At 53.2% G+C, this 26,647-nt stretch carries 24 protein-coding genes, 1 tRNA gene and 2 pseudogenes; 17 read left to right on the plus strand and 10 right to left on the minus strand.

Translation table 11 applies throughout. The features are described from left to right. The 3 genes and pseudogenes from AC2FC2_RS00005 to rutG form a co-directional block, all read left to right on the plus strand. Nucleotides 1-525: pseudogene (locus tag AC2FC2_RS00005) on the plus strand (pyrimidine utilization protein D); the annotation flags it as partial. A gap of 15 nt (nucleotides 526-540) precedes the next feature. Further along, on the plus strand, nucleotides 541-1,068 hold the full coding sequence (gene rutF / locus AC2FC2_RS00010; protein WP_490658498.1) for an NADH-dependent FMN reductase RutF: 528 nt from the start codon (nucleotides 541-543) through the stop codon (nucleotides 1,066-1,068). Between the two features lie 70 nt (nucleotides 1,069-1,138). Next, nucleotides 1,139-2,458: a pyrimidine utilization transport protein G gene (gene rutG, locus AC2FC2_RS00015; RefSeq protein WP_490658499.1), complete on the plus strand. Its 1,320-nt coding sequence runs from the start codon at nucleotides 1,139-1,141 to the stop codon at nucleotides 2,456-2,458. A gap of 28 nt (nucleotides 2,459-2,486) precedes the next feature. On the opposite strand, the gene AC2FC2_RS00020 is transcribed toward rutG, so the two are convergent. Beyond that, on the minus strand, nucleotides 2,487-3,404 hold the full coding sequence (locus AC2FC2_RS00020) for a DMT family transporter (protein ID WP_265555057.1): 918 nt from the start codon (nucleotides 3,402-3,404) through the stop codon (nucleotides 2,487-2,489). Nucleotides 3,405-3,471: 67 nt separating this feature from the next. On the opposite strand from AC2FC2_RS00020, the gene AC2FC2_RS00025 reads away from it, so the two are divergent. Then, nucleotides 3,472-4,047: a helix-turn-helix domain-containing protein gene (locus AC2FC2_RS00025; protein ID WP_490658500.1), complete on the plus strand. Its 576-nt coding sequence runs from the start codon at nucleotides 3,472-3,474 to the stop codon at nucleotides 4,045-4,047. A gap of 130 nt (nucleotides 4,048-4,177) precedes the next feature. Then, nucleotides 4,178-4,648: a helix-turn-helix domain-containing protein gene (locus AC2FC2_RS00030; RefSeq protein WP_265555061.1), complete on the plus strand. Its 471-nt coding sequence runs from the start codon at nucleotides 4,178-4,180 to the stop codon at nucleotides 4,646-4,648. Here the strand turns inward: AC2FC2_RS00030 and AC2FC2_RS00035 are convergent. Then, nucleotides 4,632-5,555 carry a LysR family transcriptional regulator gene (locus AC2FC2_RS00035; protein ID WP_209632651.1) on the minus strand — a complete coding sequence of 308 codons (924 nt, stop codon included), beginning with the start codon at nucleotides 5,553-5,555 and terminating at the stop codon, nucleotides 4,632-4,634. The genes AC2FC2_RS00030 and AC2FC2_RS00035 overlap by 17 nt on opposite strands. 68 nt (nucleotides 5,556-5,623) lie before the next feature. On the opposite strand from AC2FC2_RS00035, the gene AC2FC2_RS00040 reads away from it, so the two are divergent. From AC2FC2_RS00040 to AC2FC2_RS00075, 8 genes are all read left to right on the plus strand, one after another. Then, entirely contained in the window at nucleotides 5,624-6,241 is a 618-nt protein-coding gene (locus AC2FC2_RS00040; RefSeq protein WP_209632650.1) for a LysE family transporter, read from the plus strand. Between the two features lie 78 nt (nucleotides 6,242-6,319). Beyond that, the gene (wrbA, locus tag AC2FC2_RS00045) at nucleotides 6,320-6,919 is read left to right on the plus strand and encodes an NAD(P)H:quinone oxidoreductase (protein ID WP_209632649.1); all 600 of its coding nucleotides are present in this window, start codon (nucleotides 6,320-6,322) and stop codon (nucleotides 6,917-6,919) included. 239 nt (nucleotides 6,920-7,158) lie between these two features. Then, nucleotides 7,159-7,470, plus strand: coding sequence for a hypothetical protein (locus tag AC2FC2_RS00050; RefSeq protein ID WP_037419344.1), 312 nt, complete (start codon nucleotides 7,159-7,161; stop codon nucleotides 7,468-7,470). A 137-nt stretch (nucleotides 7,471-7,607) separates the two neighbouring features. Next, the gene (locus AC2FC2_RS00055; protein WP_209632648.1) at nucleotides 7,608-9,068 is read left to right on the plus strand and encodes a TrkH family potassium uptake protein; all 1,461 of its coding nucleotides are present in this window, start codon (nucleotides 7,608-7,610) and stop codon (nucleotides 9,066-9,068) included. Nucleotides 9,069-9,238: 170 nt separating this feature from the next. After that, nucleotides 9,239-10,036 carry a DNA/RNA non-specific endonuclease gene (locus tag AC2FC2_RS00060; protein ID WP_209632647.1) on the plus strand — a complete coding sequence of 266 codons (798 nt, stop codon included), beginning with the start codon at nucleotides 9,239-9,241 and terminating at the stop codon, nucleotides 10,034-10,036. A gap of 410 nt (nucleotides 10,037-10,446) precedes the next feature. Further along, a complete protein-coding gene (locus AC2FC2_RS00065; RefSeq protein ID WP_490307720.1) occupies nucleotides 10,447-11,007 on the plus strand; it encodes a sorbitol dehydrogenase family protein in 561 nt (186 codons plus the stop codon). A gap of 15 nt (nucleotides 11,008-11,022) precedes the next feature. Continuing rightward, the gene (locus AC2FC2_RS00070) at nucleotides 11,023-12,678 is read left to right on the plus strand and encodes a GMC family oxidoreductase (protein ID WP_265555073.1); all 1,656 of its coding nucleotides are present in this window, start codon (nucleotides 11,023-11,025) and stop codon (nucleotides 12,676-12,678) included. Further along, on the plus strand, nucleotides 12,675-14,084 hold the full coding sequence (locus AC2FC2_RS00075; RefSeq protein WP_265555076.1) for a c-type cytochrome: 1,410 nt from the start codon (nucleotides 12,675-12,677) through the stop codon (nucleotides 14,082-14,084). Before AC2FC2_RS00070 ends, AC2FC2_RS00075 begins: the two co-directional genes overlap by 4 nt. 105 nt (nucleotides 14,085-14,189) lie before the next feature. Here the strand turns inward: AC2FC2_RS00075 and AC2FC2_RS00080 are convergent, their stop codons facing one another. Next, entirely contained in the window at nucleotides 14,190-14,405 is a 216-nt protein-coding gene (locus AC2FC2_RS00080; protein WP_037419327.1) for a hypothetical protein, read from the minus strand. A gap of 468 nt (nucleotides 14,406-14,873) precedes the next feature. Here AC2FC2_RS00080 and AC2FC2_RS00085 point away from each other — a divergent pair, with 468 nt between their 5' ends. Next, entirely contained in the window at nucleotides 14,874-16,868 is a 1,995-nt protein-coding gene (locus tag AC2FC2_RS00085; protein ID WP_209632643.1) for a BCCT family transporter, read from the plus strand. Between the two features lie 272 nt (nucleotides 16,869-17,140). On the opposite strand, the gene AC2FC2_RS00090 is transcribed toward AC2FC2_RS00085, so the two are convergent. The 6 genes from AC2FC2_RS00090 to tssB all read right to left on the minus strand — a co-directional run bounded on the left by AC2FC2_RS00090 (nucleotide 17,141) and on the right by tssB (nucleotide 23,757). Beyond that, on the minus strand, nucleotides 17,141-18,532 hold the full coding sequence (locus AC2FC2_RS00090; RefSeq protein ID WP_490658501.1) for a VasL domain-containing protein: 1,392 nt from the start codon (nucleotides 18,530-18,532) through the stop codon (nucleotides 17,141-17,143). Nucleotides 18,533-18,660: 128 nt separating this feature from the next. Beyond that, nucleotides 18,661-19,110, minus strand: coding sequence for a type VI secretion system baseplate subunit TssE (gene tssE, locus AC2FC2_RS00095; protein ID WP_209632641.1), 450 nt, complete (start codon nucleotides 19,108-19,110; stop codon nucleotides 18,661-18,663). Next, nucleotides 19,110-19,655, minus strand: a complete 546-nt coding sequence (gene tssJ / locus AC2FC2_RS00100) for a type VI secretion system lipoprotein TssJ (protein ID WP_490658502.1) — start codon at nucleotides 19,653-19,655, stop codon at nucleotides 19,110-19,112. Before tssJ ends, tssE begins: the two co-directional genes overlap by 1 nt. Further along, entirely contained in the window at nucleotides 19,633-20,718 is a 1,086-nt protein-coding gene (gene tssG, locus AC2FC2_RS00105; protein ID WP_490658503.1) for a type VI secretion system baseplate subunit TssG, read from the minus strand. The genes tssJ and tssG overlap by 23 nt, the downstream gene beginning before the upstream one ends. Continuing rightward, nucleotides 20,682-23,219 carry a type VI secretion system baseplate subunit TssF gene (gene tssF, locus AC2FC2_RS00110; protein WP_490658504.1) on the minus strand — a complete coding sequence of 846 codons (2,538 nt, stop codon included), beginning with the start codon at nucleotides 23,217-23,219 and terminating at the stop codon, nucleotides 20,682-20,684. The genes tssG and tssF overlap by 37 nt, the downstream gene beginning before the upstream one ends. A gap of 40 nt (nucleotides 23,220-23,259) precedes the next feature. Next, nucleotides 23,260-23,757 (minus strand): type VI secretion system contractile sheath small subunit, encoded by a 498-nt coding sequence (tssB, locus tag AC2FC2_RS00115; RefSeq protein ID WP_209632622.1) that lies wholly within the window; start codon nucleotides 23,755-23,757, stop codon nucleotides 23,260-23,262. A gap of 882 nt (nucleotides 23,758-24,639) precedes the next feature. Between tssB and AC2FC2_RS00120 the strand changes: the two are divergent. Further along, a pseudogene (locus AC2FC2_RS00120) lies at nucleotides 24,640-25,102 on the plus strand (DUF4942 domain-containing protein); the annotation flags it as partial. 126 nt (nucleotides 25,103-25,228) lie between these two features. On the opposite strand, the gene AC2FC2_RS00125 reads toward AC2FC2_RS00120, so the two are convergent. After that, nucleotides 25,229-25,316 (minus strand) — tRNA-Ser (locus tag AC2FC2_RS00125). Nucleotides 25,317-25,544: 228 nt separating this feature from the next. Here AC2FC2_RS00125 and yccA point away from each other — a divergent pair. Together yccA and tusE are read left to right on the plus strand one after the other, a co-directional pair. Beyond that, a complete protein-coding gene (gene yccA / locus AC2FC2_RS00130) occupies nucleotides 25,545-26,204 on the plus strand; it encodes an FtsH protease modulator YccA (RefSeq protein ID WP_004942825.1) in 660 nt (219 codons plus the stop codon). A gap of 110 nt (nucleotides 26,205-26,314) precedes the next feature. Beyond that, nucleotides 26,315-26,644, plus strand: a complete 330-nt coding sequence (gene tusE / locus AC2FC2_RS00135; RefSeq protein ID WP_037419323.1) for a sulfurtransferase TusE — start codon at nucleotides 26,315-26,317, stop codon at nucleotides 26,642-26,644. The last annotated feature ends 3 nt before the right edge of the window (nucleotides 26,645-26,647 follow it).

The following is a 26,647-nucleotide window of genomic DNA, read 5'->3' on the forward strand; positions in this document are numbered from 1 at the left end:
GGCCTGCAATTAGCACTTACCCATCCGCAGTTGGTCGAAAAACTGGTGGTGGTCAACGGCTGGTCGACGCTGGACAGCCAGACCCGGCGCTGCTTTAACGTCCGTCAGGACCTGTTACTCAACAGCGGTGTGGAGGCCTACATACGTGCCCAACCTCTCTTCCTGTTCCCCGCCGACTGGCTGTCACAGCATGAGGCCCTGCTGGATGAAGAACTGCGGCATCAGACCGCACATTTTCAGGGCACGGAGAACCTGTTGCGCCGCCTGAAGGCATTGGTGAACACGGATTTCCGGCCGTACCTGGCGGACATCACCACGCCGACTCTTGCGTTGTGTTCCCGTGACGACCTGCTGGTGCCCTATCGCTGCTCGCATCAGTTGGCTCAAAGCCTGCCGAATGGCGAACTCGTAGAAATGGGATACGGCGGCCATGCCATGAGCGTGACCGACACCGAGAGCTTTAATCGCATCCTGCTGGACTGGTTGCTGAAAGCGCCGAACGCCAAAACCAGCTTCGTACTCTAGACCTGGAGGAACCTCATGCAAAGCCACATGCTGCTTGCCGATGCACCGCTACAACCGCGGTGCGTAGAAAAACAAGACTTCCGCGATGCCATGGCACGCCTGGGATCGGCGGTGAATATTATTACTACTGACGGCCCCGGAGGCCGTGCCGGTTTTACCGCCTCCGCGGTATGCAGTGTCACCGACACACCGCCCACTCTGTTGGTGTGCTTGAACCGATCGGCATCGGTCTATTCGGTGTTCAAACAGAACCAAACGCTGTGCGTTAATACGCTGGCAGCAGAACACGAGTCGCTGTCAAATTTGTTCGGCGGTAAAACACCGATGGACCTGCGATTCTCGGCGGCACGCTGGTCTACGCTGGTAACCGGCGCCCCGATTCTGCACGGTGCCATCGTGTCTTTCGACTGCCAGATTAGCCAACTGGTCAGTGTCGGCACCCACGACATTCTGTTCTGCCAGGTCGTGGCGCTAACCCGTAATGACGACGGCCACGGCCTGGCCTACTTCGATCGGCGTTATCACTCTTTGCTGAAACAGTAACTGGCGAATAACAGCCTGAAGCAGGCTCACCCACACCGCAAATCTGCCCCACACAATTTTGGAGATAACGATGGCGAATACCTGGTTTCCTCTATGGCGCGTGAAACAAGGCAGTCTGGACGGTGCAATCGTCGCACCCGATGAACGGTTACCGCTTGCGCAGACGCTGGTGATGGGTTTACAGCATGCGGTGGCGATGTTTGGTGCCACCGTTCTGATGCCACTCCTGATGGGCTTTGATGCAAATCTGGCGATTTTAATGTCCGGTATCGGCACGCTGCTGTTTTTTCTGGTGGTAGGTGGACGGGTACCGAGCTACCTCGGCTCCAGTGCGGCTTTTGTCGGGTTGGTCATCACCCTGACAGGTTACAGCGGCCAAGGGGCCAACCCCAATATTGCGCTGGCACTCGGCGGTATCATCGCTTGCGGCCTGGTGTATCTGTTCATCGGCTTTGTGGTGATGAGCGTTGGAACACGCTGGATAGAGCGTCTGATGCCGCCGGTGGTGACAGGTGCCGTGGTCATGGCGATTGGGCTTAACCTGGCACCTATCGCCGTACGCAGCGTTTCGGCCTCCCATTTTGACAGTTGGATGGCGGTGGTCACCATTCTCTGTATTGGCTCGGTAGCCGTATTTACCCGCGGGTTGATGCAGAGGCTATTGCTTCTGGTGGGGTTAATCGTCGCCTATCTGATCTACGTGGTGGCAACCAACGGTTTTGGTCTTGGCAAACCGGTGGATTACAGCGCACTGAACCACGCCGCTTGGTTTGGATTACCACAGTTCACCACGCCAGTATTTAACCTGCACGCTATGCTGCTGATCGCCCCGGTAGCGATTATTTTAGTGGCAGAAAATCTCGGGCATGTGAAAGCCGTGGCGGTAATGACCGGCCGGGATCTCGATCCTTACATCGGCCGCGCCTTCGTCGGTGACGGGCTGGCCACACTGCTATCTGGCTCGGTGGGCGGTACCGGGGTGACCACCTATGCTGAAAATATCGGCGTAATGGCCGTGACCAAAGTTTACTCTACGCTGATATTCGTTGCGGCGGCTATCGTAGCTATCCTGTTGGGCTTTTCACCGAAGTTCGGTGCGCTGATTCACACGATTCCCGGTCCCGTGCTAGGTGGCGCATCCGTCGTGGTGTTCGGTTTAATTGCCGTCGCCGGCGCACGTATCTGGGTGCAGAACCATGTAGATCTTGGTGATAACGGCAACCTGATTATGGTGGCGGTTACGTTGGTGCTGGGCGCCGGGGATTTTGCCTTGACCATTGGCAACTTCACTATGGGGGGTATCGGCACCGCCACATTCGGTGCCATTATCCTCAACGCGCTGTTGCGCAAGCGGAAAACATTGCCACTGGCGGACAGCCCCCTGCGTTAATGCCTCGCAATGGCCCGGCAACCGGGCCTTATTCAGCAAGCGCCGCCGCTTTTCCTTTGCGGCGTATGCGCAGTTCGCTGACCAACACCCCTAATACGATTAATGCACAACCTAACAACGCGATCCCGGGCAGGCGCTCACCGGCAAGGCGCCCAACCAGCCCGGCCCACACCGGCTCGCCCGCATAGATAACCGTGGCACGTGTCGGTGAAACACTGCGCTGCGCCCAGTTCATCGTTAGCTGAATGATGGCGCTGGCAAGCCCCAGTCCTATCGCGCTGTAGAGCAAATAATGGGAGTACGGCGGCACAGACTCGCCGGTCGGCACCATCATCAAAAACGCCGCCACCGAGGCTGTCGCCAATTGCACCACCGTTACCCGTTTAACATTCACCTTGCCGGCATAGGCACCAATCAAAATGATCTCGGCAGCCATGCCCAACGTACCTATCAAGGTCAGTAGCTCACCCACACTGAGCGTCATGTCGGTACTGCTCGGTGCCGCCAGCAGCATCAAGCCGGTGAATGCCAACAACACGCCGACCCACGCCATCACGCCGGGGAAACGCCCCAGCACGAGCCACTGCAACAGCGGTACCATCGGCACATACATAGCGGTAATAAACGCCGACTGACTGCTGGATATGGTTTGCAACCCCACGGTTTGCAGGCCGTAACCGAACATAATGGCAATACCGATAAACACGCCCGCTTTTAATTCATACCAGGTCAGCCCACGCAACGTGCGAAAGGAGAACAGCATCAGCACCAAGGTGGCGGCGGCAAATCGCAAGCCCACGAAAAAGAACGGGCCGCTGAACTTCATCGCGTAATGTACCGCCAGGAAGGTTCCGCCCCAGATCATGGTGATAAAAATCAACACCGCTTCCTGCCGCTTTATCGTGGGTATAAAGGTGGAAATAAAGGATTTTTTTACTGCAGACACCGGCTTGCCCTTCCTGCTGGGTGCAATATAATGCACAGATCCTGCCAGTATGAGGTAAAGCCCGCGGATGAGCAATGCAGAGAACAGCGGTAAACATGAAGCGCCCAAGGTGCTGCAATATCTGAGCAGCAATCTGCGCAGCTATCGCCAACATGCGGGACTAAGCCAAGTCGCGTTGGCAGAAAGATCCTGTGTCAGCCGCCGCATGCTGGCGGGTATTGAAGCCGGTGACCGCAACGTTAGTCTGGCGGTACTGGACAAGCTCGCCGACGCACTGAATATCGCCTTCACCGATCTGATCCAAGCGCCCGAAGCACGCGGTAGCCACCTGGTGGGTGAGTTGGCCTGGCAAGGGCAGCAACCAGAAAGCCAGGCGCTGTTCTCCGCCAGCGTGCCGGCGCGCCAACGGGTTGAACTGTGGGAATGGACATTGATGCCGGGCGAACACTATGACTCCGTGCCCGATGCTGAAGGCTGGAGCGAAATTATCTACGTGATCGCCGGCAGCCTGACGTTGGTATTGGAACAGCAAACATTGATTCTGGATGCCGGACAAACCCAGGTATTCAACAGCGATCAGCACTATGCTTACGCTAACCGGACAAATCACCCGTTACGTTTTATTCGCAACGTCACCTTCTGATCACCACGGCAGCCCGCGTTTTCCCTGCGCTGTCACCTGTCTGTCGTGCATATGTCATGTTGCTGTCGTGGCGATCGGCAATGTCTGCCCCTACACTTTGCCTTAGTGATGACTCACGTTGGAGAACGCAATGCAAACCTACCGCATCAGGCAACTACGGCTGGACAAGGGCTGGTCACAGGAACAATTGGCCACTATCGCCGGCCTCAGTACCCGCACCGTACAACGTATTGAAAATGGCGAGCAAGCCAGCCTGGAAACCCTGACCGCAATTGCCGCCGTATTGGGAGTACAGGTCAGCGACCTCTATCAGCCGATACCCGCACAAGATGAAAACACGGGTGAGGCCGAACAAACGCTTCGTCGGCAGGTTGAAGCGGAAGCCAAGTTGCTGAGCATGGCGGTACGTTTTGCCCTTATCGGCCTGATGCTGTTTGCCATCAACTGGTTTACCCATCCGCAATACCTCTGGTCGCTGTGGGCCATCGGCGGTATGAGCTTCGCGATCCTCATGCGGGCTATGCGGACCTTACTGCTACGTGACGTCATCAGCCGCTGGCAGCAGCAACGCCTGGCACAAAAACTCAGGCGTATGCCGTAACCTGCAGCCACTCGGCCAGCCGGGCCAGAGCACTGTCCGGCTGGATTTCCTGCGGCGTCAGCAAGCAGTAGCCGCTACCATCCGGCATGAAGCCAAAAGGCGCACTCAACAACCCGGAAGCAACGTCATCCCGCACCTGCTGCCATGGGCCGATAGCAACACCTATCCCCGCCACCGCCGCCTGCAAACTGAAGTAAAAGTGATCAAAACGCTGGTCCGTTCGCCCCTCAAGTGCCATACCCTGGAACTGCGCCCACTGTTGCCAGGCATCGGGACGCGTAGCGGAATGCAGCAATACGGCATCATGACTCAGGGTGGACTGGCCAGCATTAACGGCAATAAAACGTTGCACCATTTCAGGCTTGCACACCGGCCCGACCCGTTCATCGAACAGCGCCACGCTGTGCAGTTTATCGCCCCAGTCAAAATCGTTACGGCGGATAGCGGCGCTAATACCGTCTTGAAACGAAAACGGCCCGCCCCCCGCAACCAGCTGCAGGTTGATATCAGGGTGTGCTAACTGAAAAGCAGGCAAACGCGGTATCAGCCAACGCATCAACAGCGTCGGCTCACACGACAAGACCAGCGGGGCATCCTGCGCCTGCTGTCGCAGTGTTTGTGCCGTATGTTCCAGAATGCCGAACGCCTGTTGTGATGCTTGCAACAGCATTCTTCCGCCATCAGTGAGATGTACCCGCCGATGGCGGCGTTCGAACAGCGCAACGCCGAGCTCATCTTCCAGCGCCCTGACCGCACGGCTGACCGCGCCGTGCGTCAGGCTCAGGCTGTTTGCCGCCTGAGTGAAACTTTCCAACCTTGCTGCCGCCTCAAAACAACGCAAGCCCCCCAGCGACAGCGGCCGGTTAATCTTGCGTGAGTTTTTCTCACCGATATCGTCAGTTTTCATCGTTTGTCACCGTCGGCCATTCCTTTTATAAATCAGCCACTCTCTTCTGATTTTCCTACAGGATAACTATGACCGAACTCATCGCTGTCGTCACCATCACTTTACTCGCCGTCATCAGCCCGGGGCCCGATTTCGCTATGGTGTCACGCAATAGCCTGCTGCTTTCCCGCCGTGCCGGCGTGCTGACTGCCTGCGGCATTGGCGCTGGTGTGCTTATCCACGTCAGCTATACCCTGATTGGGGTGGGTGTATTGATCCAACAATCATTGTGGCTGTTCACGCTGTTGAAAGCGGTGGGTGCCGCCTACCTGATCTACCTTGGCGTCAGTATGCTGCGCCACGCCGGCACCAATACGGTAGACTCTTCGGCCACGCCGACCGCCGTTAGCGACTTCGCCGCGCTGAAAACTGGCTTTTTAACTAACGTGCTAAACCCCAAAACCACCATTTTTATCGTCAGCCTGTTTATGCAAGTGGTTAACCCACAGACGCCATTGAGTGTGCAAATAGGTTACGGATTATTCATTGCACTTGCTCATATCCTCTGGTTCGGTGCCGTCGCCCTGCTGTTTTCCGCGCCCGGTATCAATGCGCGCCTCCTGCGGCTGCGTAAAGGCATCGACAGGGTGTTTGGTGGTTTGCTGATCACCTTTGGTGCACTGCTGGCAGTGGCAGGGATAAAATAACGCCGTAAGGATAAGTTCCGCATTCACTCCTATGCTTAGGGGGCATATCTTTCAATCCCCCCGAACGGAGCAAGGAACATGGCGAAAATTTTGGTTCTGTATTACTCAATGTACGGACATATTGAAACCCTGGCAGAGGCGGTTGCAGAAGGCGCCCGCAGAGTCAGTGGTGCTGAAGTCACACTCAAACGCGTTCCGGAAACCATCCCGGCAGACGCCTTTGCCAAAGCGGGCGGTAAGCAAAATCAAAAAGCCCCTATCGCTACGCCACAGGAACTGGCCGATTACGATGGTATTATCTTCGGCACGCCGACGCGCTTTGGCAACATGGCTGGGCAGATGCGCACCTTCCTCGATCAGACGGGCGGGCTGTGGGCTTCTGGCGCGCTATATGGCAAGGTAGGTAGCGTCTTTTCCTCTACCGGAACAGGCGGCGGCCAGGAGCACACGATCACCTCCACCTGGACCACGTTGGCGCACCACGGTTTTATTATTGTACCAATCGGCTACGCCACCCCAGAACTGTTTGACGTTTCCCATACGCGCGGCGGCACGCCTTACGGTGCAACAACCATTGCCGGTGCCGACGGATCACGCCAACCTAGCCAAGAAGAGCTGACTATCGCCCGCTACCAGGGTGAACACGTGACGAAAATCACCACCAAGCTGAAAAGTTAAGCGATAACCTGCCGTTACCTGCCTGACGGGGCCGTTGATTCGTTCGGCCCCATCTTGTTGCCAACCCGCAGCAAGGTTAAAATGCCGCTCAGCCTGCCATTCACTACCTGAACGTCACGGTCGAAATTCGTTCTGCCCGTCAAGCATCGGCATTTGCCCTGATGACGGGCGTTCTGTTTTTGCGCATAGCGAAGGGAAATAAGTCAGTGTCTAAAGATTTTGATGAACTAATAAGAGACATGGATCTTATTATTGAAAATGTAGACAGTTTTAAGGCTATGGCCCCGCGCGCACCCGAACCCCCTGCGGCGCCGCCTGCGATCCATCACTACGATTCGTTCTGCGAGAATGTGGCACTGAAAGTGGTACTTAAAGTCCTGCTCTCGTCGGTGGATAAAATCGTCAAGGTGCAGATTGCCAATAAAGTCGAGCAAGAGATCGCTCAAATAGAACAACAAGTGGTACGTGCCGGCGGCGGCCCGGTGTCACCCGAGGATCTGGCGCAAATGACGCAATACGTGCGTCGCACTGTAAATAACCTGTTGGAATAATCACCAGCACGGTTAAAAAACGTGCCAACCTTCTCAGGCGATATGAATTTTTACGTTTTTTTTATATCGTCTGCCTTATTCTTTGTATTCTTAAAGAATAAATTGACGCATTGCCGACAGGCAACTCGGGCGCAAGTATGGTCAAGAACAAGCAGATTCTGGTCGTTATTCACCTTTGCAGTTTTTTAGTTTTTCTTTACAGCCTGTCGATGATCCCACCTCTACTGGTGGCACTTTTATATAAAGAAAAAAGCGTCTTTTCCTTCTTCTATACGTTGGTCATTGCCGGCTCACTTGGCGGCCTGGGCTGGTTCAGTACCCGACAGTCCAGGGTACAATTGCGCACTCAAGACGGTTTTCTGATCATTGTGATGTTTTGGCTTCTGTTCTCTGTCGTCAGTGCCCTGCCATTGTGGATGGATAACACGTTAAACATCAGCCTGACAGATGCCATGTTTGAAGGCGTCTCCGGTATTACCACCACGGGTGCCTCGGTACTTAATGACGTCTCTGGCTTACCTAAATCCGTCCTCTACTACCGCTCTCAACTCAATTTTATCGGTGGTCTCGGCGTCATTGTCTTGGCCGTCGCAGTGTTGCCGTTGTTGGGCATTGGGGGTGCCAAGCTTTATCAATCGGAAATGCCTGGGCCTTTTAAAGAAGAACGTCTGACCCCGCGCCTGGCCGACACCTCTAAAAATCTGTGGCTTATCTATCTCGGCTTGGGGCTGGCCTGTACGGTCGCATTTCGTCTTGCCGGTATGCCGTGGTTCGATGCCCTTTGCCATGGGATTTCCACCGTTTCACTCGGGGGATTCTCCACCCGTAATGAGAGCCTGGGCTATTACGACAGTTCGGCTGTCGAAATGGTCGGCGGTATTTTTTCTATTTTGGCGGCAGTAAATTTCACGCTGTATTTCGTCGCCGTGGGCCGCCGCAGCCTGAAACCACTGTATAAAAACCCGGAACTGCGTTTTTTCCTGTTGGTACTGTCGATCATCGTGGCGATTGTCTGTTTCGAGCTTTACCGTTCGGGGATGTACGGTGCCAAGGACGCCTTCGTTCACGGTTTTTTCCTCACCAGTTCGATGATGACCGATAATGGTTTAGCCACCGCCGACTATGCCAAAATGCCCTCCCACACAATCATGCTCCTTCTGGCAGCGAGCTTTTTCGGTGGCTGCGTCGGCTCAACCTGCGGTGGCATCAAAGCGCTGCGTTTTCTGATTATGTACAAACAGAGCCGGCATGAGATTAACCAACTGGTGCACCCTAACGCCGTTTTCACGATCAAGGTCGGCAACGCCCCCATTCAGGATCGCGTGTTGCGTTCTGTCTGGAGCTTCTTTTTCCTCTACGTGTTTTTCAGCTGTTTCTTCGTCTGGTTGCTGAACCTGATGGGTTATGACCTGGTCACCTCTTTTGCGACCGTCGCCGCCTGTATCAATAATATGGGCCTGGGATTCGGGGAAACAGCCGCCGGTTTTGGCACGCTCAGCAACGCTGCAAAATGGTTGATGTGCGCGGCGATGCTGCTTGGGCGTCTTGAGATCTACCCTATGCTGATCCTCTGCTCACGCGCCTTTTGGCGTTTTTAATACTTTTACGGCGCTGTCAGCCCAGTCTCTTTATTAATTACCCACTGTGCTGTACCAACGATGACACATTCGTAATGTGAATGTGTTTCATTGTTGTATTCGTTTCATTGAGATAAGTTAATTTTACTGTATATACATACAGCATAATTTTACTTATTGAGGATATGAATATGCGCTTTAACAAGATGTTCGCTATCGCCGCACTGCTATTTACTGCCCAGGCCTCCGCAGACACGCTGGAGTCTATCGACAACTGTGCGGTCGGTTGCCCAACGGGCGGCAGCAGTAACCTGTCAATCGTTCGTCATGCTTATACGTTGAATAACAATAGCACCACCAAATTCGCCAACTGGGTGGCTTATCACATTACCAAGGACACGCCTGCCAGTGGCAAGACACGCAACTGGAAGGCCGATCCGGCGCTGAACCCAGCTGATACGCTGGTGCCGGCAGACTATACCGGCGCCAATGCAGCGCTGAAGGTGGATCGTGGGCATCAGGCACCGCTGGCGTCATTGGCGGGTGTGTCAGACTGGGAATCCTTGAACTACCTTTCCAACATCACGCCACAAATGGCCGATCTGAACCAAGGGTCTTGGGCGCGATTGGAAGATCAGGAACGAAAACTGATTGATCGAGCAGACATCAGCTCGGTGTATACCGTAACTGGCCCACTGTACGAGCGTGATATGGGCAAATTGCCGGGTACTCAAAAAGCACATACGATCCCGAGTGCTTATTGGAAGGTGATCTTCATCAACAACAGCCCGGAGGTGAACCACTATGCCGCGTTTCTGTTTGATCAAAACACCCCGAAGAATGCCGACTTCTGCCAGTACCGCGTGACAGTGAATGAAATCGAAAAGCGCACTGGGTTAATTATCTGGGCGGGTCTGCCGGATGATGTGCAGGCTTCACTCAAGGCCAAACCGGGTGTTCTGCCGGAACTGATGGGCTGCAAAAGTTAACCTATTCACCGGAAACCCGCTGCGGCGGGTTTTTTTATTTGTTTGGATTAAAAAATAATAACGGCAGAGAAAATATAAATAAGCTTTATTAGTTTTCTATTTTGCTCTGAGATCGCGCGGCCAATGTCGCTCAATGCGCTGATTGTTTACCCCTCAATAATCGTAGTTATATTGCCCTCTCCCAACCTAACGTGGCGTTGCCCCTGCTTTTTTTGTTCTTTACGTGCTGTTTTGTCATGACACCTGAGCAAGTTTATTGCCGAAAGGTTATCGCCAAGTTAATATTCTCCAAAACTATTAGACGCAAAACTATAAACAATGGAGTTATTCCATTGTTGATTATTTTTTATCACTCTTTACCCGCTTCCCTTTGCCTTATTCGGCACTAACACCTGCTGTGAGAAAAACACATGGAAAACTTGTTATCGGACGATGGTGGATTACCGGCCAAAAATGGAACCGGTTTCAGTCGACGAGAAGTCCTGTTGGGACTGGCCTCAACCCTGCTGGCAACGTCCCTGCTTAGCTATCCTTTCCTCAGTCAAGCGGAACAACATACCGCCGCGGCCAACCCGTTGCAGTTTGCTCGTTTCTTCAAAATTTCTCAGACATTAACTGAACATGAGGATATCGATCAGGGAATGTCGGCGCGTATTTTTACCGCGCTGCATAACCGGGATGCCCAGTTTAGCTCGCAGATTGAGCAGATCAGCGGCTTGCTGCACACAGGCCAAAGTGCAAAACAGTTGCAACAGCAAGCGACACAGGCAGGCCTGCAAGACGTGCTTACGGCAATCATCACCGCATGGTACACCGGTACCGTCGGCCACGGGCAAACGGCAGAACTGATCGCCTATAAAGACGCGTTGATGTATCGCCCCGCCAGCGATGCCCTGATCGTTCCTACCTATTGTGGCAATGGGCCGCTGTGGTGGACCGCTACCCCGCCTGCCGTCAATGTTCCCCTGTGATCTGAGAGCTTTTTAATGAAAAAACCTGTATTTACCGCCGATGGCGATGCATCGGCTGATATCGTGATCGTAGGCTCCGGTATTGTCGGCGGCATGATGGCCGATCAATTGGTCAGCCAAGGCTTTTCCGTGCTGGTACTGGAAGCTGGCCTGCGTATAGAACGTGCCCAGGCTGTTGAGAACTGGCGCAATATGCCTTTTGATAACCGCGCTGGCTCCGATTACCAGGGGTTATACCCGCAATCAGAGTTTGCCACCGCACCGCTTTATTTCCCGGAAAATAACTATGTAGCCCTGAGCGGCCCCAGTGCCGGCAGTTTCAAACAGGGTTATCTGCGTACCGTCGGCGGTACCACCTGGCATTGGGCCGCCTCTTGCTGGCGCCACGTGCCCAGTGATTTTCAAATGAAAACGTTATACGGCGTTGGCCGCGACTGGCCCATCTCTTATGACGAGCTGGAACCCTACTATTGCCGGGCTGAGGAAGAGATCGGCGTCGCCGGTCCCAACGATCCGCAACAACAGTCTCCGGTTGAGCGCAGTAAGCCTTATCCGATGGATATGGTGCCCTGGGCTCACGGCGATATCCGTTTTGCTGAAGTGGTTAACCCGCACGGTTACCGTTCAGTTCCTATTCCACAGGGGCGAAGCATCCACCCGTGGAAAGGCCGCCCGACGTGCTGTGGTAATAACAACTGCCAACCTATTTGCCCGATAGGTGCTATGTACAACGGCATCCATCACGTTGAGCGTGCTGAAATGAAAGGCGCCGTGGTATTGGCAGAAGCCGTGGTATACAAGATCGATACTGATGAACAGAACCAGGTTACCGCCGTCCATTGGCTGGACAACAAAAAACAATCCCACAAGGCCACAGCCAACGCTTTCGCACTCGCCTGCAACGGTATAGAAACACCGCGCCTGCTGCTGATGGCGGCAAACGAACGCAACCCGAACGGCATTGCCAACACGTCCGATCAGGTTGGCCGCAATATGATGGACCACTCTGGTTTCCACTGTACTTTCCTGGCGAAAGAACCGCTCTGGCTGGGGCGTGGCCCCGCCCAAAGCAGCTGCTTGGTTGGCCCACGTGACGGCGAGTTCCGCAAGGATTACTCAGCCAATAAAATGATCCTCAACAATATCAACCGGGTGGTTCCTGCCACCCAGCAGGCTTTGGCGAAAGGGTTAGTCGGTAAAGAGTTAGATGCTGAGATCCGCCGACGTGCCGCCTATGGCGTCGATCTCTCTATTAGTCTGGAACCGTTACCAGATCCAAATAATCGCCTGACATTGAGTAAAACCCGTACAGATGCTCATGGTCTGCCTTGCCCAGACATCCATTACGACGTTGGTGATTATGTTCGCAAAGGCGCTGAGGCTGCACATAAACAGCTTGAGCATATAGGCCAGCTGTTTGACGCCGAAGAGTTCAACATCACCACCAGCTTGAATGCCAATAACCATATTATGGGTGGCACCATTATGGGCAATAACCCCAAAGACTCGGTAGTAGACGGCAACTGCCGGGCTCACGACCATGCCAACCTTTGGTTACCGGGCGGTGGCGCCATTCCGTCTGCCAGCGTGGTGAACAGTACCCTGACCATGGCGGCATTAGGCATCAAGGCCGCAGATGACATTGCGCGTAAGCTGGCGGTGAAAGCATGAAAAAACAGCTGAAACTAACACTGTTATCTCTGCTGCTTATTGGCGGTGGCGTCGCACAAGCCGCGGATGACACCGCGTTGAGCGGCGCTGCGCTAATCAAAAAAGGTGAGCACCTTGCCATCGCCTCGGACTGTCAGGCGTGCCATACCCAACCGGGAGGAGGTACGCCTTATGCCGGCGGCTATGGCATCAGTTCCCCTATGGGGGTGATTTACGCGACCAACATCACCCCTTCAAACGCTGAAGGCATCGGCAGTTATAGCGAAGAGCAGTTTGCGCATGCGGTCAGGGACGGGATTCGTGCCGATGGCACCCATCTCTATCCCGCAATGCCCTACACCTCTTATACAAAACTGAGCGATGCGGACATCAAGGCGCTGTACGCTTACTTTATGCACGGCGTGAAACCTGTCGATCAGAAAAATACGCTGACCGATCTGCCATTCCCATTCAACCTGCGTTTTAGCATGGCGGCTTGGAATCTGTTGTTCCTGAAAGAGGGCCGATTCGCACCGGATGCCAGCAAGAGTGAACAATGGAACCGAGGGGCTTATCTGGTCAATGGGCCAGGGCATTGCGATACCTGCCATACGCCACGCAACGTGCTGATGGCGGAGGACAGTGGCCAGGCACTGGCAGGCGGCATGGTCGGCAGTTGGTATGCTCCGAATATTACGTCTGATCCCATCAGCGGCATTGGCGGCTGGAACGAGCAGCAATTGGTTCAGTATTTGAAAACGGGTCAGGTCGCCGGCAAGAACCAGGCGGCTGGCGGTATGGCCGAGGCTATCGAAAACAGCCTGCAATATTTCTCCGATGAGGATTTATCGGCCATTGCCGTTTACCTGAAAAGCACGACGCCAATCAGAGACGCCAACGACCATCAGGCTGCTGATAGCTACGGCAAGCCGTTTAATGTAGAAGCGCAACTGCGCGGGTTACATCCAGCCAATGCAAATAACACCCTGACCGACGGCGCGGCATTGTTCAGCGGCAACTGCGCCAGTTGCCATCAGGCGGACGGTAGCGGCAGTAAAAACCAGGCTTATCCTTCACTGTTCAACAATACTGCCACTGGCGCCAGCAACCCAGCCAACCTGATCTCGGCCATACTGTTCGGCGTAGAACGTAAGGTCGGCGACCAGCACGTACTGATGCCGAACTTTGGCCCGCAGTCATATGTTAATCCGCTAAACGATCGGCAGATCGCCGCTATCAGCAATTATGTCCTGCAACAGTATGGCAACCCGGCGGTTAAAGTCAGCGCTGTAGACGTTGCCGTATTGAGACAGGGCGGACCAATACCCTTGCTGGCCCGGTTACAGCCTTATATGGCTCCGGCTATCGGCATTGCGGTATTGGCGTTGTTAATCATGGTGTGGTTGATCGGAAGGAAACGGCGTTAACCCAAAGACGTGCAAGCCGGGAAGTGATTCCTGGCTTGCAGGTGTGGCTGCAAGTCATGTAGAGATAGGCTCTGTCTGATGTGGACAGGACACGGCGAGGAATACTTAGTGGGTTTGATTTTCCACACGCGTAATTCCGTGTTTCTTCATCACTTCTTCCATTGTCAGATTGTCATCATCCGGTGTCTCGTCAATAACAACATCTTGGGGACGGACATAAGGCTTGGTTGCACGCTTGAACATCCACCACCAAACAAACACCAGAAATGCACCCGACTTCAGAAAGATCATCGTCCACAATGCTATTTGATACCCACTCATCTTGATCTCCATGACAGCGCGAAACACAATCGCGTAACCCTATTCTAACCTTTGCATTGCCCTGATCAATAGTTAACGGCACATCCTCCTGGGTTCTGACCACTGTTATAGGCGTTTCTATCACGATCTGCTCTACCACGCGCTAACAACACCGTTGTGTTACCAATATGCCCCCTATTTGCCAACCTGATGCTGTATTTATGTGCATACGGGTATTACTGATACAGCTAACGCATTTTTTCCTTCGAAAAGAGGGAATTACCTGCCCTGATTGTTTTATTTTTATATAGCTAAAACGTCTAATAAAGGTGTTCAAAATAGCCGTTTAAACCAAAAAATGTCAATTTCGTCGTTTTTTCGATATACTTATCGCGTTAAATTTCACGGGCACGTTGTTTGCTCATTTTTTATGGCGTTGTTTTAAAGGATTAACCCCATTTCCCTAACGGACTAGCTAGAAGGTATTCTATGAGCCAAAACGACACTGAAATTGTGGCACGTCGTAGCCATATCAATCCTCCGGTATTTTTTATCTCTGCAGCATTAATCATCGTCCTGGTGGCATTTGCCGCCCTCTATCCTGAATTAGCCGATCGTAAATTCAAAACGCTGCAACAGGGTATATTCACGAACGCCAGTTGGTTTTACATTCTGGCGGTTGCACTGATCCTGTTAAGCGTGACTTATCTGGGTTTATCGCGTTACGGCAATATCAAGCTTGGACCGGATCACGCCCAGCCAGACTTTAGCTATGTTTCATGGTTCGCCATGCTATTTTCTGCCGGGATGGGTATTGGCCTGATGTTCTTTGGCGTCGCCGAGCCGGTGATGCACTACCTTTCGCCCCCAACCGGGACGCCGGAAACAGTGGAAGCGGCTAAACAGGCAATGCGCCTAACCTTCTTCCACTGGGGCCTGCATGCCTGGGCGATTTATGCCATCGTGGCGTTGATTTTGGCGTTCTTTAGCTATCGGCATGGTTTGCCGCTGACGCTACGTTCGGCACTGTATCCGATCATTGGCGACCGCATTTATGGGCCGATTGGCCATGCGGTAGATATTTTTGCGGTGATCGGTACCGTGTTTGGCGTCGCAACCTCATTGGGTTATGGCGTATTACAGGTTAATGCCGGCCTCAACCACCTGTTTGGTTTGCCGATCAACGCCACGGTACAGGTAATTCTGATCGTGGTGATTACCGGGCTGGCAACGCTGTCGGTAGTGTCTGGTCTGGACAAAGGGATCCGCATTCTGTCCGAACTGAACCTCGGTTTGGCCGTATTGTTATTGGTATTGGTCGCGGCGCTTGGGCCAACCGTACTGCTTTTAAAATCCTTTGTTGAAAATACCGGTGGCTACCTTTCCGATATCGTCAGTAAAACCTTTAACCTCTATGCTTACGAGCCAAAATCCAGCAACTGGTTGGGCGGTTGGACACTGCTGTATTGGGGCTGGTGGTTATCATGGTCGCCATTCGTGGGTATGTTCATAGCCCGCGTTTCTCGTGGACGTACTATTCGTGAGTTTGTCACCGGTGTGCTGTTCGTTCCGGCGGGCTTTACGCTGCTTTGGATGACCGTTTTCGGCAACAGCGCCATCAATCTGATCATGAACGAAGGCGCGCGCGATCTGGCCAACACGGTGCAAAACGACGTAGCTCTGGCGCTGTTCAACTTCCTGGAGCACTTCCCGTTCTCTAATATTCTGTCGTTTATCGCGATGGCAATGGTCGTGGTGTTCTTTGTCACTTCTGCGGATTCTGGAGCGATGGTCGTTGATACGTTAGCTTCCGGCGGCACAGATAAAACGCCGGTCTGGCAGCGGATCTTCTGGGCCTCAATGATGGGGGTCGTCGCGATTGCATTACTGATTGCCGGCGGGCTGAGCGCGTTGCAAACCGTAACCATTGCCAGTGCCCTGCCGTTCTCGATGATCTTGCTGGTGTCGATCTACGGGTTATTAAAAGCCTTGCGTATCGATGCGTACAAACGCGATAGCCAAGTGATGACCACGATTGCACCGACTGCGGCACGTAACCCAATCTCGTGGCAGCGACGCTTACGTAATATTGCCTACTTCCCGAAACGTTCTCAGGTAAAACGTTTTGTCAGTGAAGTGGTTCAGCCAGCCATGATGTTGGTGGAGGCCGAATTAGCTAAACAAAACACCACGTCCTCGATTGACGATTCGCAGGACGACCGCATCCGTTTTGAAGTTGATTTGGGTGAAGATCTGAACTTTGTCTATGAAGTTCGCCTGCGTGCTTACATTCAACCGGCCTTTGCCTTGGCTGGGTTGAACGATGAGGAACGCGACGAAGAACATAAATACTATCGTGGTGAGGTGCATCTGAAAGAAGGTGGGCAGGATTACGATGTGATGGGTTGGACACAAGAGCAGATCATTCACGATATTCTTGACCAGTACGAGAAGCATCTGCACTTCCTGCACTTGGTACGCTAATCCCCTCAGCGACGACACGGCCGCCCCATCCGGGGCGGCTTTTTTATGCCCGCGGTACAACGCACTTTTCTGGACACAAAAAAACGCGCTTTTTCCACCGTTTCTTTGGTCCTGTCCGGAAACAGAGCATCCTGTAGCTCAGCCACACTCAGATGCATATTCTTTTCCCGTAGCGTCATTCTTCGTCACTCCAGGGACGAAAAACGACGTTAGTCCATCGGACACGGTTATTCGGGTAAAGAGTAGCAACGCTCATAGTTCTTAACATTTGTTTATTTTGATGCTTTCAGTTTTATTTCAGCATAACGGACAGTCAGTTGCTTCAGATGCATCTCCAGTTGAGCCATAGCCGCGGCAGGTAAAGGTTCTTGAGCCGGTTTTTCTGACAATGCTCGCAGTTGCTCTTCAGCCGGTATCGATTGATTAAAGGACTGCATGGTGGAAAATACCACTGATTTCAGCTCACTGACGGTCATGTATTTACCTTTCTGTTCATCAAGCCCGTTCAGCCTGTCACTCAGCTTTTGTAGCGTTGCCATTCCCTGATACCAGCCATTCAGGTTTTCTGTCGGTATGCTGGCAGCGTTCAACTGCCGCTGCCACTGTCGTACCAGAGGCTTAGCCTGTTCCGGCCACAACGACTGAGCCTGTTCCAGAAGCTGCCGGCTGTAGGCAATACTCCAGCCAGGGGGAAGCTTGTCCAGCCGGGCAAGCTGCTGCTCTGTTTGTGCGATTACAGTGTGTGGTAACGGAGATTGCTGACGCAACATATCCAATTGTTCAGGCGTGAGTATTGCGGGTAACGGCGCCAGGGAGGCAGCAAACTGAGCCTGTAACGGGTCAGGTCGGTGTAAGACATGCCAGCCCCACACCGTTACCGCACTTATCACCAGCATGGTGAACATTCCAGCAGTAAAGGATTTCCACTTTTTTTCCAGTGCTGGTGTCGCCCTCAAAACTTCTACGCTCGGCTGTTGTTCCGGCTGCGCAACGTATATCCATTTCTCTGCGCTGTCCGCTGCACTATTCTCCTCCGCCGGACTACCGGAAAGAGCCCCGGTGGATGCCCCTGCATCATTCATCACCGTAGCAGGCAACGTGATACCTGATTGAATAGTCGGAGCGGTGCGGGTTGCGTCATCGCTGTTTTCCAGTCTGACGGCATTGTTGTGCATAACGGTACGTAGGGTATCGAGCTGACTGAGATGTTTAAGCTCCAGGCGCTGTAATACTGCCCCCAAGCGAGCAAGGTGCTGTTCCGCCCGATAAAGTTGGCTAAGATCGCTGTAATTCAGGGGGAGCATACGCATCAGTTGCTGTAGCCGCTGACTCAGACTGCTTAGAATTTCCATGCGGGCATGTACCGGCTGCGGCCAGAGCACGCCCCATTGATGGCTTATCAGGGTCTCCAGGATGGATAATCCTTCATTCAGACCGAACACTCCGGCCAGCTGCGCGCGGGCCAGCGTGTACCAGGCTGCCGTTTGCAGCTCCACACCATTTTGCTCAAACAGCGAAAGGCAAAGTTTTTCAGCATAACGCCAGTTCACATCCGGGCGCGCAGGATGCGTCAGCTTACTCAGTTCATCGCGCAGGGTGACATAATCCGATAGTGTGCGCGGGTCGCTACCGGTTTTGATTTTACGGGAAGGAAAGTCTTTCATGACCAGATATCCATTTAACTCGTCTACCACGCCGGAGGGTTATTGTTTATGCTGGTTTGCAATTTCATTCAGAATGTCCATATAAGAAGGGAATACCAAAGCGCTGGTGCCATCCAGTTTGCTCAGGCTTACAGCGAATTATCAAGATACTGCTGTTGTTTCAGGTGGCGCAGCAACACCCTCCCCTCAGGCATAAACTCGGTGCCGTAACGCACCAGACCTATGCTCTTCAGCTCTGCATCGATGGCGTAACGCAGCTTACCGGGCTGAGTCTGCTCCTGTATCACTACATCAACGTTTTTAAGGCGTGGTTCATATTTCAGCAGTACCTCTGAGAGCATCCCCATCAATTGATGGGCGGTCCCCGGCATTCCCTGCAGGATTTTCGCCATATCAGGCAGGCCATAATCGGGTAAATGAGCCAGCGTGCCGGCGCGGCAGTTGAGAATGCGCTGCATATTGTCCAGCACGGACAATATGACCTGATTTTCTTCGCTGACCTGATTGAGACCAAAGCCCCCGGTAAAATGACCGGTGAGCATTTCATACAGCGAAGGTGATTGGTGAGTATGAGGCATCACTTATCCTTTACGTGGAGCAGCGTCAGATGATTGTTTCCGGCCTCGATCACCCGGGCCTTGTCCGGATCGAGCTCTTCACGGCCCATCGTCAGCCTCCAGGTGTTATTGTCCATATCCGGATGGCGGAATAACCCCACCACCGCCACAAACTGCGCCTCTTCTTCCATCGGCATGTCAAGGTTCACATCCCCGCCCGGTTTCAGCACCACATCACGGTTGGCAAGCAGGTCGTCTTTCAGAATGATGCCGTCATCCTTGAGCAGTTGCTGATAGACCGTTTTATCGAAGGTCTTGCGGTCTTTCAGCTGGTAAACGCGAACCACTACCGGCTCGGACAACGCGTTGCTCTCGCGGGAGTCGGTATTCAACGCCTCACGTGCCGTGAAATCCAGGTGCAGGACCTTAATCTTCTTGTAAAAGAGGGCGCTGAAGGCCGACTTGGTGCCATCGGTGACGCTCTGCGTCACCCCGCATCCCGCCAGGCTGAATGCTATCAGCGGCAACAGCCAGCGTGCGGTTCTAGTTAAACGTATACGTAACACGTCGGTTTCCTTGTTGTGGTGTGGCAGGTTTCATACCGCTGTAATAGCCCAGCTCCGTCGTGAAGATCTGAGGAATATCCTCTGAGAGTTCCCCCTCTTCAGCGCCCAGCACGCCGTTCATGCCGAGCCAGAAAGGCCCCTCGCCCAGCGGCGGAGCCACCAGCAGTCGGGTATGGGTCGTCAGGGTGATTTTTGCCTTAAAGCGCCAGCCGAGATACACCCGCAGCATCACCAGAAAATCCTGATAGAGCAGACCATCCGGCTTCCAGCCCTGCGCTTCCAGTTCGCTATCTGTCGTGAGCGCAATCCGCAGTTGGCTAGCGGCATCCATCGCTTCATCGCCGAGCGGCGTGTTGCCGTCCAAAAGAAAATCATCATCGCCGTAAAAACCCAGCGGCTGACTTAACGCCACCGGACGCAGGCAGTACGGACTCACCTGCACAGTGGTATTCGGGGCCAGCAGGGTCACCAACGCCTGCACTCCTTCCTGGGTTTTGCCCGGTTGCTGCAGCACACCCAGCAGCGCCAGAAAGCGGGACACGGGTGTGGCAATATGGTTTGCGGTGCCGGGAATACCCAGCCCCACCAGACCCAGCAGAGACTGAGAGATGCTGTCTGTGCCTCCGGGCTCGAACGTTGCCGGGTAGGAATATTTACGCCAGATGCGGTAAAACTGGGTCAGGATACGGTGGCTGAAGATATCCAGAAAACCCTGCAGTGCCTCATGCCCTTCCCGGCGCTGGGTAATGTCATCAAGATAGGCTGTCGGCAGTGGCGAATCCACGCCGTACATTCCCATAAATGTGGTGCGGATGACCGGTGGTTTACTGTCATCATCTTCGTCGTACTCAACTGCCTTCAACTCACTGGCAGGAAAGCCCATCCCTGGATGGGGCGCAAAGCGTACCGGGTCGTCACCAGGATGGCTGGTTGAGCCCATCAGCGGTTTGCCCGGATTACGCTTCTCCAGCAGTTGACAGAAACGGTAAAAGTTAATGCGGTGAAGGTCGGCTTCCAGTCGCGGGCTCAGCCGGGAATACGGCGGTTGTGCTTCTCTTCCCATTCCAGGCGCTCTCCGGTCGGTTGCAGGATGATAATCAGGCGGTTAAACAGATAGATATCGGTGTACAAGGCGAAGAAACGGCTCAGCATCTCCCCGAACAGGGAGATATCCCCTCTTCCCGCAAAGCCGTGGCTGTCGAGCGTCACTTCAATCTGCACGCCGCGTACCAGGTAGCCCTGCTCAAAACGCTCCGTTTCACTGTGTTTCACGTCGAGGATGGCCTCAAGGCGACGGCGGTTCATCTCACTGTCTGTCCACTCGTACAGCGCCAGGGTACCGCGCAGCACGTCGGCATTATCCATCATCGACAGAAACCCGCTGCCAAGATGGCTCAGCACCCGCCAGTGGAAACGGTCCTGCGCTGGGGGATAACAGGGCAGCGTCGGCGCACACAGGTTGCGCACGGCGATGCTGGCCGAGGTGGTTTTCATTACCGTATCAAGCACCGTGCTTTGCAGCGCCCGGCGCGGCAATTGACCGTTGGTGCCGGTGAGCGTCAGCGACAGACTTTCATCTTCCGGTATTGTGTGATTATCAAAGGCTTCACCACCGAGGATCAACCAGGTGTTATGCAGCCCGGATGGCCCCCGACGCACTCGGGTGTGGTAGTAATACTCCGGCGCTGCGTGGCGCATCATTCCGCCCTTGTGGCGAAAGCTCGAGAACGGCACGTAGGTATGCCGGCTTGATGACATCACCGAATCGACCGCATATATCTCGGTATGACCATCCTGCACGCGCATCGGGCGCAGCATGTATTCGGTCTGCAGGGAGTTGAGCGTCAGCGGGTCGGACTCCAGCGGGAACAGGTTAATCACCGGCACGCAGTTCAGGCGCAGATGTTTTTCGGTAAAGCTGAAGTCATGCGCCCAGCGTTCCGCCAGCACCACGTCAATTTCAAACCAGGGAAGCTCAGCCGGAAAAGCCACGGTCTCCAGCCCACGCAGGCCGATGAACATGAACTTCTCGCGGAAAGTAAAGTACTCCAACAACAGCTGGTAGCCGCTGAAACTGCTGTTGCTCTTCGGCCAGAGGGTATCGTCATCGGCAAACCCAAGCGCAGTGAAATGCCCCTCCAGCAGTCTTCTTTCCGCATCGCCGGGCATCCGCAGCCATATCCGGGCCACATTCAGAGTGAAGGCTTCGTGCATAGCGCAGGCCAGCGGCGCATCGGCATTAAAGTAGAACGGAATATGGCTGAGATCGACACGGCTCCAGTCCGCCAGTTCGCCGCAGCTAAAGCGAAGCGTGACAACCGAGCGACCATCCACATCGGTTGCCAGACGCGCACTTTCAAGTGACAGCGGCTGAAGGGTAACCTCTTGGGTGGTAGTGTACCGGCAGCGCGTACCCTTCTCACCGATCGGCCGCGAGTTCACCTCGAAGCCTTTGGCGATGCGCATCTGTTCTTTCATTTCGCGCCAGTCGGGGGTGAACTCCACCACCGACATCGACGGAATGGTGCGCAGATAGTGCGGCCACAGCAGACTGACCAGCCCTTCGGTCAGCTCCGGCAGGTCACCGGCCTGCGGGCCACGGATTTGTACACACCAGCCGTTGTTGATGAAGCTTTTCACCATGTTGGCGGCAAACGCAAAGGAGGCGTTGGTCCACAGGTATTTGTCGTGATCCGGGCCTTTCACTTCCTCGACATAATTGAAGCTGCGCACCGGCACGGTGTCCGGGCCATACGGCAGGCGACCCAGCACGCGAGGCATCACCAGACCGATATAACGAGAGTCGTCCGTCTCGCGGAAGGATTTCCACTTAATGTACTCGGCGCGGTCAAAGTAGTTGCCGATATCTTTAATCGCCGCGACTTCTTCCATCGAGTCCTTGAGGAAGAATTTCGGGCCCGCAGAACCAATAAATGGCATATGCGCGGCAGCTGAGACTTTAGAGATATTGCGCAACAGCGCGACGTCCTGCGCAGAGGCATCAAACTCATACGCAGAAATCAGTGCGGCAATCGGTTCCCCACCCGGGCTGTCGTATTCTGCGGTGTAGGTGTGCTGGTATAATCCGCTCTGAATAATCTCCGGCGCATCTTCAAAATCCTGACGCAAATCGTCTTTCGACAGGTCCAGCAGCTCGATTTTGACGTTCTGGCGGAAATCGGTTTTGTCAACCAGGGATTTCAGCCCACGCCAGGTGCTTTCTGTTTGCTGAAATGCCTCATGGTGCATGACTGCGTCCAACTGGCGGCTAATCTGAAAGTCCAATTCCGCGATATGGTGGTCAATCAGCGTTTTGTCCAGCTTCTCGATTTTTGAACCCGCTTTCGTCAGACACTCCAGAAAGACCTGCATCCCGGCAGTCAGACGCTCATCGGCGGTCGCATCCGACATCGCCTGGTTGTCCTGCCAGATATCCAGCGCACTCAGCTCTGACACCGGGTTCAGGTTGATTTTTTCAAACAGGGAGGCATACACACTACCCGCGTCCTGACTCTTCAGCACGGTGCTTTCGCCACCCGTGGCGTTCTCATTTTTTACAGACATCAGCATTTTCTCTTCGTTAATCCGTTAAACATCACGACCGCTAGGCTTGCTTCGGTGCCAGAGCAGACAGTTCGCTGCGCAATTCAGCGCTCAGCGCTGGGTCGAGCAGAATTTTTTCCAGCTCTTTACGGAAGGTTTGGTTGTCTAAAAGATTGGCTTTGAGGTCACGGAGCAAGTTGCGCATAGCGAGCATCGCCTTTAACTGGGGTATCTGGCGGGCAACCTGTTCAGGCTCGAAGTCTTTCATTTCATTGAAGGAAAGGCTGACGTTTTCCTCACTGCCATCGCCGGCCCGCGTGTTTACAACGGAAAGGTTTACAGAAGGGGAAAACTCGGCCATCACGCTGTCGAAGTTGTTTTTATTAACGTTGACCTTTTCACGCTCCGATAACGGACGTTGCTCGGCACCGTTGCTGTAATCCCCTACCACCATTAATTTGAGAGGCAATTCGACTTTTTTCTGCGCCCCACCGACATGCAGGTCGAGTTTGATATTGACGCGCGCTTTGGGGATCTCGGACTGATAGGAGTTAGACATGGCTGTCCCTGTTCTATGAAATATATAGAAATGGTCAATACCACCGTGAAATTAATAAGAAATATTAATAATTCCAGAGCAATTCTTCCCTTACGTCACCCAGCGACGCCAATAAAGCCAGGGTCAAAAGCAGGCACATTCCATTCACCAGCGAGCATGACACAATGTTTTTAAGCATTTTTCTGAAGCCGGAAGATTTCGGATAAATACCTATTGCCGGAGTGTAGAAACGTTAGCTGGGTCATTGGAAATAAATAAATGTAACATGATATTACAGAAAGTTAATTTAACAAAAATAGATCATTAAATTGATTAATAAGAGATTTCTTAGGCGATACTTTATAAACCGCATGGGGAAAGGGTATTCAGAGAGTGATCGATTTGACTTAAGTTCAAGATGGGATAACTTACGACAACGTTGTAAGAAAAGTCTCATTTAAGGCTTTATTTAAAAAAATGAGAGGCCACGCATAACTGGGCAAGCAAAAATGCAACGATCAGATTTAGCGGTAAGGTCGCTATCTTTTACTTAAGATAAATTTATTTATCTCGTAACATACGGGGGTGAGGAAATCATGGGTTGTGCAACCCGGCTAAGAATATCGATTCTACTCTCCTATTCACACTCTCTGCGCTCCCAGGATAACGGCATGCGGTGCTTTCGACTGAAAAGGTACTATGCGCATCGATGCATCCCCCGCCGCCTCAGTAGTTCGAACCCTGTCAGTCTGTCCCCCTGCCGGGCTTTGCCCTATTCGATTGGTAATCCCTGACGCTAACACCGCCATTTCCCCGAGTAACACTCTTAACAACATCGCATAGCGCCCGCCCTTAAACCGGCGGGTATTTTTATTTATGGAGACAAAACATGCAGACCGAACCGTCAGCGAAGCCAACATCCCCAGTTCTTTTGAACAACTCCCTCAGAGCAAGGGAGAGGTGTTTGAGCGGAGCGTTATCAACATGTTCAAAAATCTTAGTGGGGACTACAAATCGAATAGTCCCTGCATATTCGGGAAAAAGATTATTGTGGAAGGTGTCGTAAAACACGACGAATGGGGATTTGGACTCAACTGGGGCTGGCAAGGTGGCAAGTTAGCCGATCTTGAGCGCATGCGATGATACTCGATGGCCAACCTATTCCCGACAACCGCCCCGATGTTACCCATCATCTGGACGAATATATCCATGAGGAGCGGCACAGCGCCCGCTATAAGGATGAGACGTTTTCTATTAAGAATTTCAGAAGGGAATGGCGCGTATCACATTTAAGTGACGGGAACGGGTTGATAAGTTGAATGACATTATCGCCAGACATTATCCGGGAGCGCTGGCAACAAGATGAAACCGGAGGTGAATGATAACCTGTCCAATGTATTCTCATGGCTACCAGCGCAAGGCAGGCGGAATTGGCATACTGGATGGCATAAAACAAAAAAGCCCATGTTAATAAATAACATGAGCTAAATAATGGCGGAGGAGCAGAGATTCGAACTCTGGAACGGTTTCCCGTCGACGGTTTTCAAGACCGTTGCCTTCAGCCACTCGGCCACCCCTCCGCAACGAGCCGAACTATAAACAGAGCTGATCCGCTTGTAAAGCCCATTACCGTTCAACCGAACGAAAAACCAGCACTTGACGCGTAAGCGTTGAAGAAACCATCAACTCCCGCTTAAGGTTGCAACAATGATAACTAAGGGTAAAGATTGGTAAACAAACTTTAATCAAACGCTTGCGCTGCCTATCATCGTCACTAATTTTGTGATGACCTGATAAGAGAGATCATTATGGACCGTATTGTCGTCTCATCCTCCTCGCGTGACTCGTTGCTGAGTACACATAAGGTTTTGCGTAACACGTATTTTCTACTTTCTTTGACGCTGGCGTTTTCGGCGCTTACCGCCACTGCCAGCACCATGTTGGGGTTGCCGGCACCGGGTCTGTTGCTGATGCTGGTCGGTTTTTATGGGTTGATGTTCCTGACCCACAAGCTGGCAAACAGCCCTGCGGGCATTCTGGCCGCATTCGCACTGACCGGTTTTATGGGTTATGCCCTGGGGCCAATCCTCAGTTCATTCATTAATACCGGTGCTGGCGACCTGATTATGCTTGCATTGGGTGGCACTGCAGTCGTGTTCTTCTGCTGTTCAGCCTACGTGCTAACCACGCGCAAGGATATGTCATTCCTGTCTGGGATGATGATGGCTGGGTTTGTGGTACTGCTGGTTGCCGTCATCGCTAACCTGTTCCTGCAGATCCCTGCCCTGCATCTGGCTATCAGCGCGCTGTTTATCTTGTTCTCTGCAGGCGCAATCCTGTGGGAGACCAGCAACATTATTCACGGCGGCGAGACTAACTATATCCGCGCCACCGTCAGCCTGTATGTGTCGCTGTACAACATGTTCATCAGCCTGTTGAGCATTTTAGGCTTCGCACGCAGCAACTGATATCGCACGTGATAAATACCTAAAGCCCCGCTCCGGCGGGGCTTTATTTTTTGCAGCGGCAAAGTTTGCTAAACTGGCGACCGTTCTGAATTACCCGTTACCGAGGCAGTATGTTGGAGTATGAAGGTCAGGTTATTGAAACCGACGCACAGGGTTACCTGAAAAACAGCGCCGACTGGCATGAGGCCCTCGCGCCTTTGCTGGCCGCCCAGGAAGAAATAACGCTTACCGAGGCACATTGGGAAGTCGTGCGTTTCGTACGCGGCTTTTACCTGGAGTTTAATACCTCACCGGCAATCCGCATGTTGGTCAAAGCCATGGCGCAGAAGTACGGTGAAGAGAAAGGCAACAGCCGCTATCTCTACCGTTTATTCCCTAAAGGGCCAGCCAAGCAGGCAACAAAAATAGCGGGTCTGCCAAAACCGGTAAAATGCATCTGATGC

The organism is Serratia sp. CoH_122_TC_1 (assembly GCF_058191755.1).

What these genes read in the sequence shown, in the direction of transcription:
- rutF (WP_490658498.1), top strand. Translation starts at nt 541, where the DNA reads ATGCAAAGCCACATGCTGCTTGCCGATGCACCGCTACAACCGCGGTGC.
- rutG (WP_490658499.1), top strand. Translation starts at nt 1,139, where the DNA reads ATGGCGAATACCTGGTTTCCTCTATGGCGCGTGAAACAAGGCAGTCTG.
- AC2FC2_RS00025 (WP_490658500.1), top strand. Translation starts at nt 3,472, where the DNA reads ATGAGCAATGCAGAGAACAGCGGTAAACATGAAGCGCCCAAGGTGCTG.
- AC2FC2_RS00030 (WP_265555061.1), top strand. Translation starts at nt 4,178, where the DNA reads ATGCAAACCTACCGCATCAGGCAACTACGGCTGGACAAGGGCTGGTCA.
- AC2FC2_RS00035 (WP_209632651.1), bottom strand. Translation starts at nt 5,555, where the DNA reads ATGAAAACTGACGATATCGGTGAGAAAAACTCACGCAAGATTAACCGG.
- AC2FC2_RS00040 (WP_209632650.1), top strand. Translation starts at nt 5,624, where the DNA reads ATGACCGAACTCATCGCTGTCGTCACCATCACTTTACTCGCCGTCATC.
- wrbA (WP_209632649.1), top strand. Translation starts at nt 6,320, where the DNA reads ATGGCGAAAATTTTGGTTCTGTATTACTCAATGTACGGACATATTGAA.
- AC2FC2_RS00050 (WP_037419344.1), top strand. Translation starts at nt 7,159, where the DNA reads ATGGATCTTATTATTGAAAATGTAGACAGTTTTAAGGCTATGGCCCCG.
- AC2FC2_RS00055 (WP_209632648.1), top strand. Translation starts at nt 7,608, where the DNA reads ATGGTCAAGAACAAGCAGATTCTGGTCGTTATTCACCTTTGCAGTTTT.
- AC2FC2_RS00060 (WP_209632647.1), top strand. Translation starts at nt 9,239, where the DNA reads ATGCGCTTTAACAAGATGTTCGCTATCGCCGCACTGCTATTTACTGCC.
- AC2FC2_RS00065 (WP_490307720.1), top strand. Translation starts at nt 10,447, where the DNA reads ATGGAAAACTTGTTATCGGACGATGGTGGATTACCGGCCAAAAATGGA.
- AC2FC2_RS00070 (WP_265555073.1), top strand. Translation starts at nt 11,023, where the DNA reads ATGAAAAAACCTGTATTTACCGCCGATGGCGATGCATCGGCTGATATC.
- AC2FC2_RS00075 (WP_265555076.1), top strand. Translation starts at nt 12,675, where the DNA reads ATGAAAAAACAGCTGAAACTAACACTGTTATCTCTGCTGCTTATTGGC.
- AC2FC2_RS00080 (WP_037419327.1), bottom strand. Translation starts at nt 14,405, where the DNA reads ATGAGTGGGTATCAAATAGCATTGTGGACGATGATCTTTCTGAAGTCG.
- AC2FC2_RS00085 (WP_209632643.1), top strand. Translation starts at nt 14,874, where the DNA reads ATGAGCCAAAACGACACTGAAATTGTGGCACGTCGTAGCCATATCAAT.
- AC2FC2_RS00090 (WP_490658501.1), bottom strand. Translation starts at nt 18,532, where the DNA reads ATGAAAGACTTTCCTTCCCGTAAAATCAAAACCGGTAGCGACCCGCGC.
- tssE (WP_209632641.1), bottom strand. Translation starts at nt 19,110, where the DNA reads ATGCCTCATACTCACCAATCACCTTCGCTGTATGAAATGCTCACCGGT.
- tssG (WP_490658503.1), bottom strand. Translation starts at nt 20,718, where the DNA reads ATGGGAAGAGAAGCACAACCGCCGTATTCCCGGCTGAGCCCGCGACTG.
- tssF (WP_490658504.1), bottom strand. Translation starts at nt 23,219, where the DNA reads ATGTCTGTAAAAAATGAGAACGCCACGGGTGGCGAAAGCACCGTGCTG.
- tssB (WP_209632622.1), bottom strand. Translation starts at nt 23,757, where the DNA reads ATGTCTAACTCCTATCAGTCCGAGATCCCCAAAGCGCGCGTCAATATC.
- yccA (WP_004942825.1), top strand. Translation starts at nt 25,545, where the DNA reads ATGGACCGTATTGTCGTCTCATCCTCCTCGCGTGACTCGTTGCTGAGT.
- tusE (WP_037419323.1), top strand. Translation starts at nt 26,315, where the DNA reads ATGTTGGAGTATGAAGGTCAGGTTATTGAAACCGACGCACAGGGTTAC.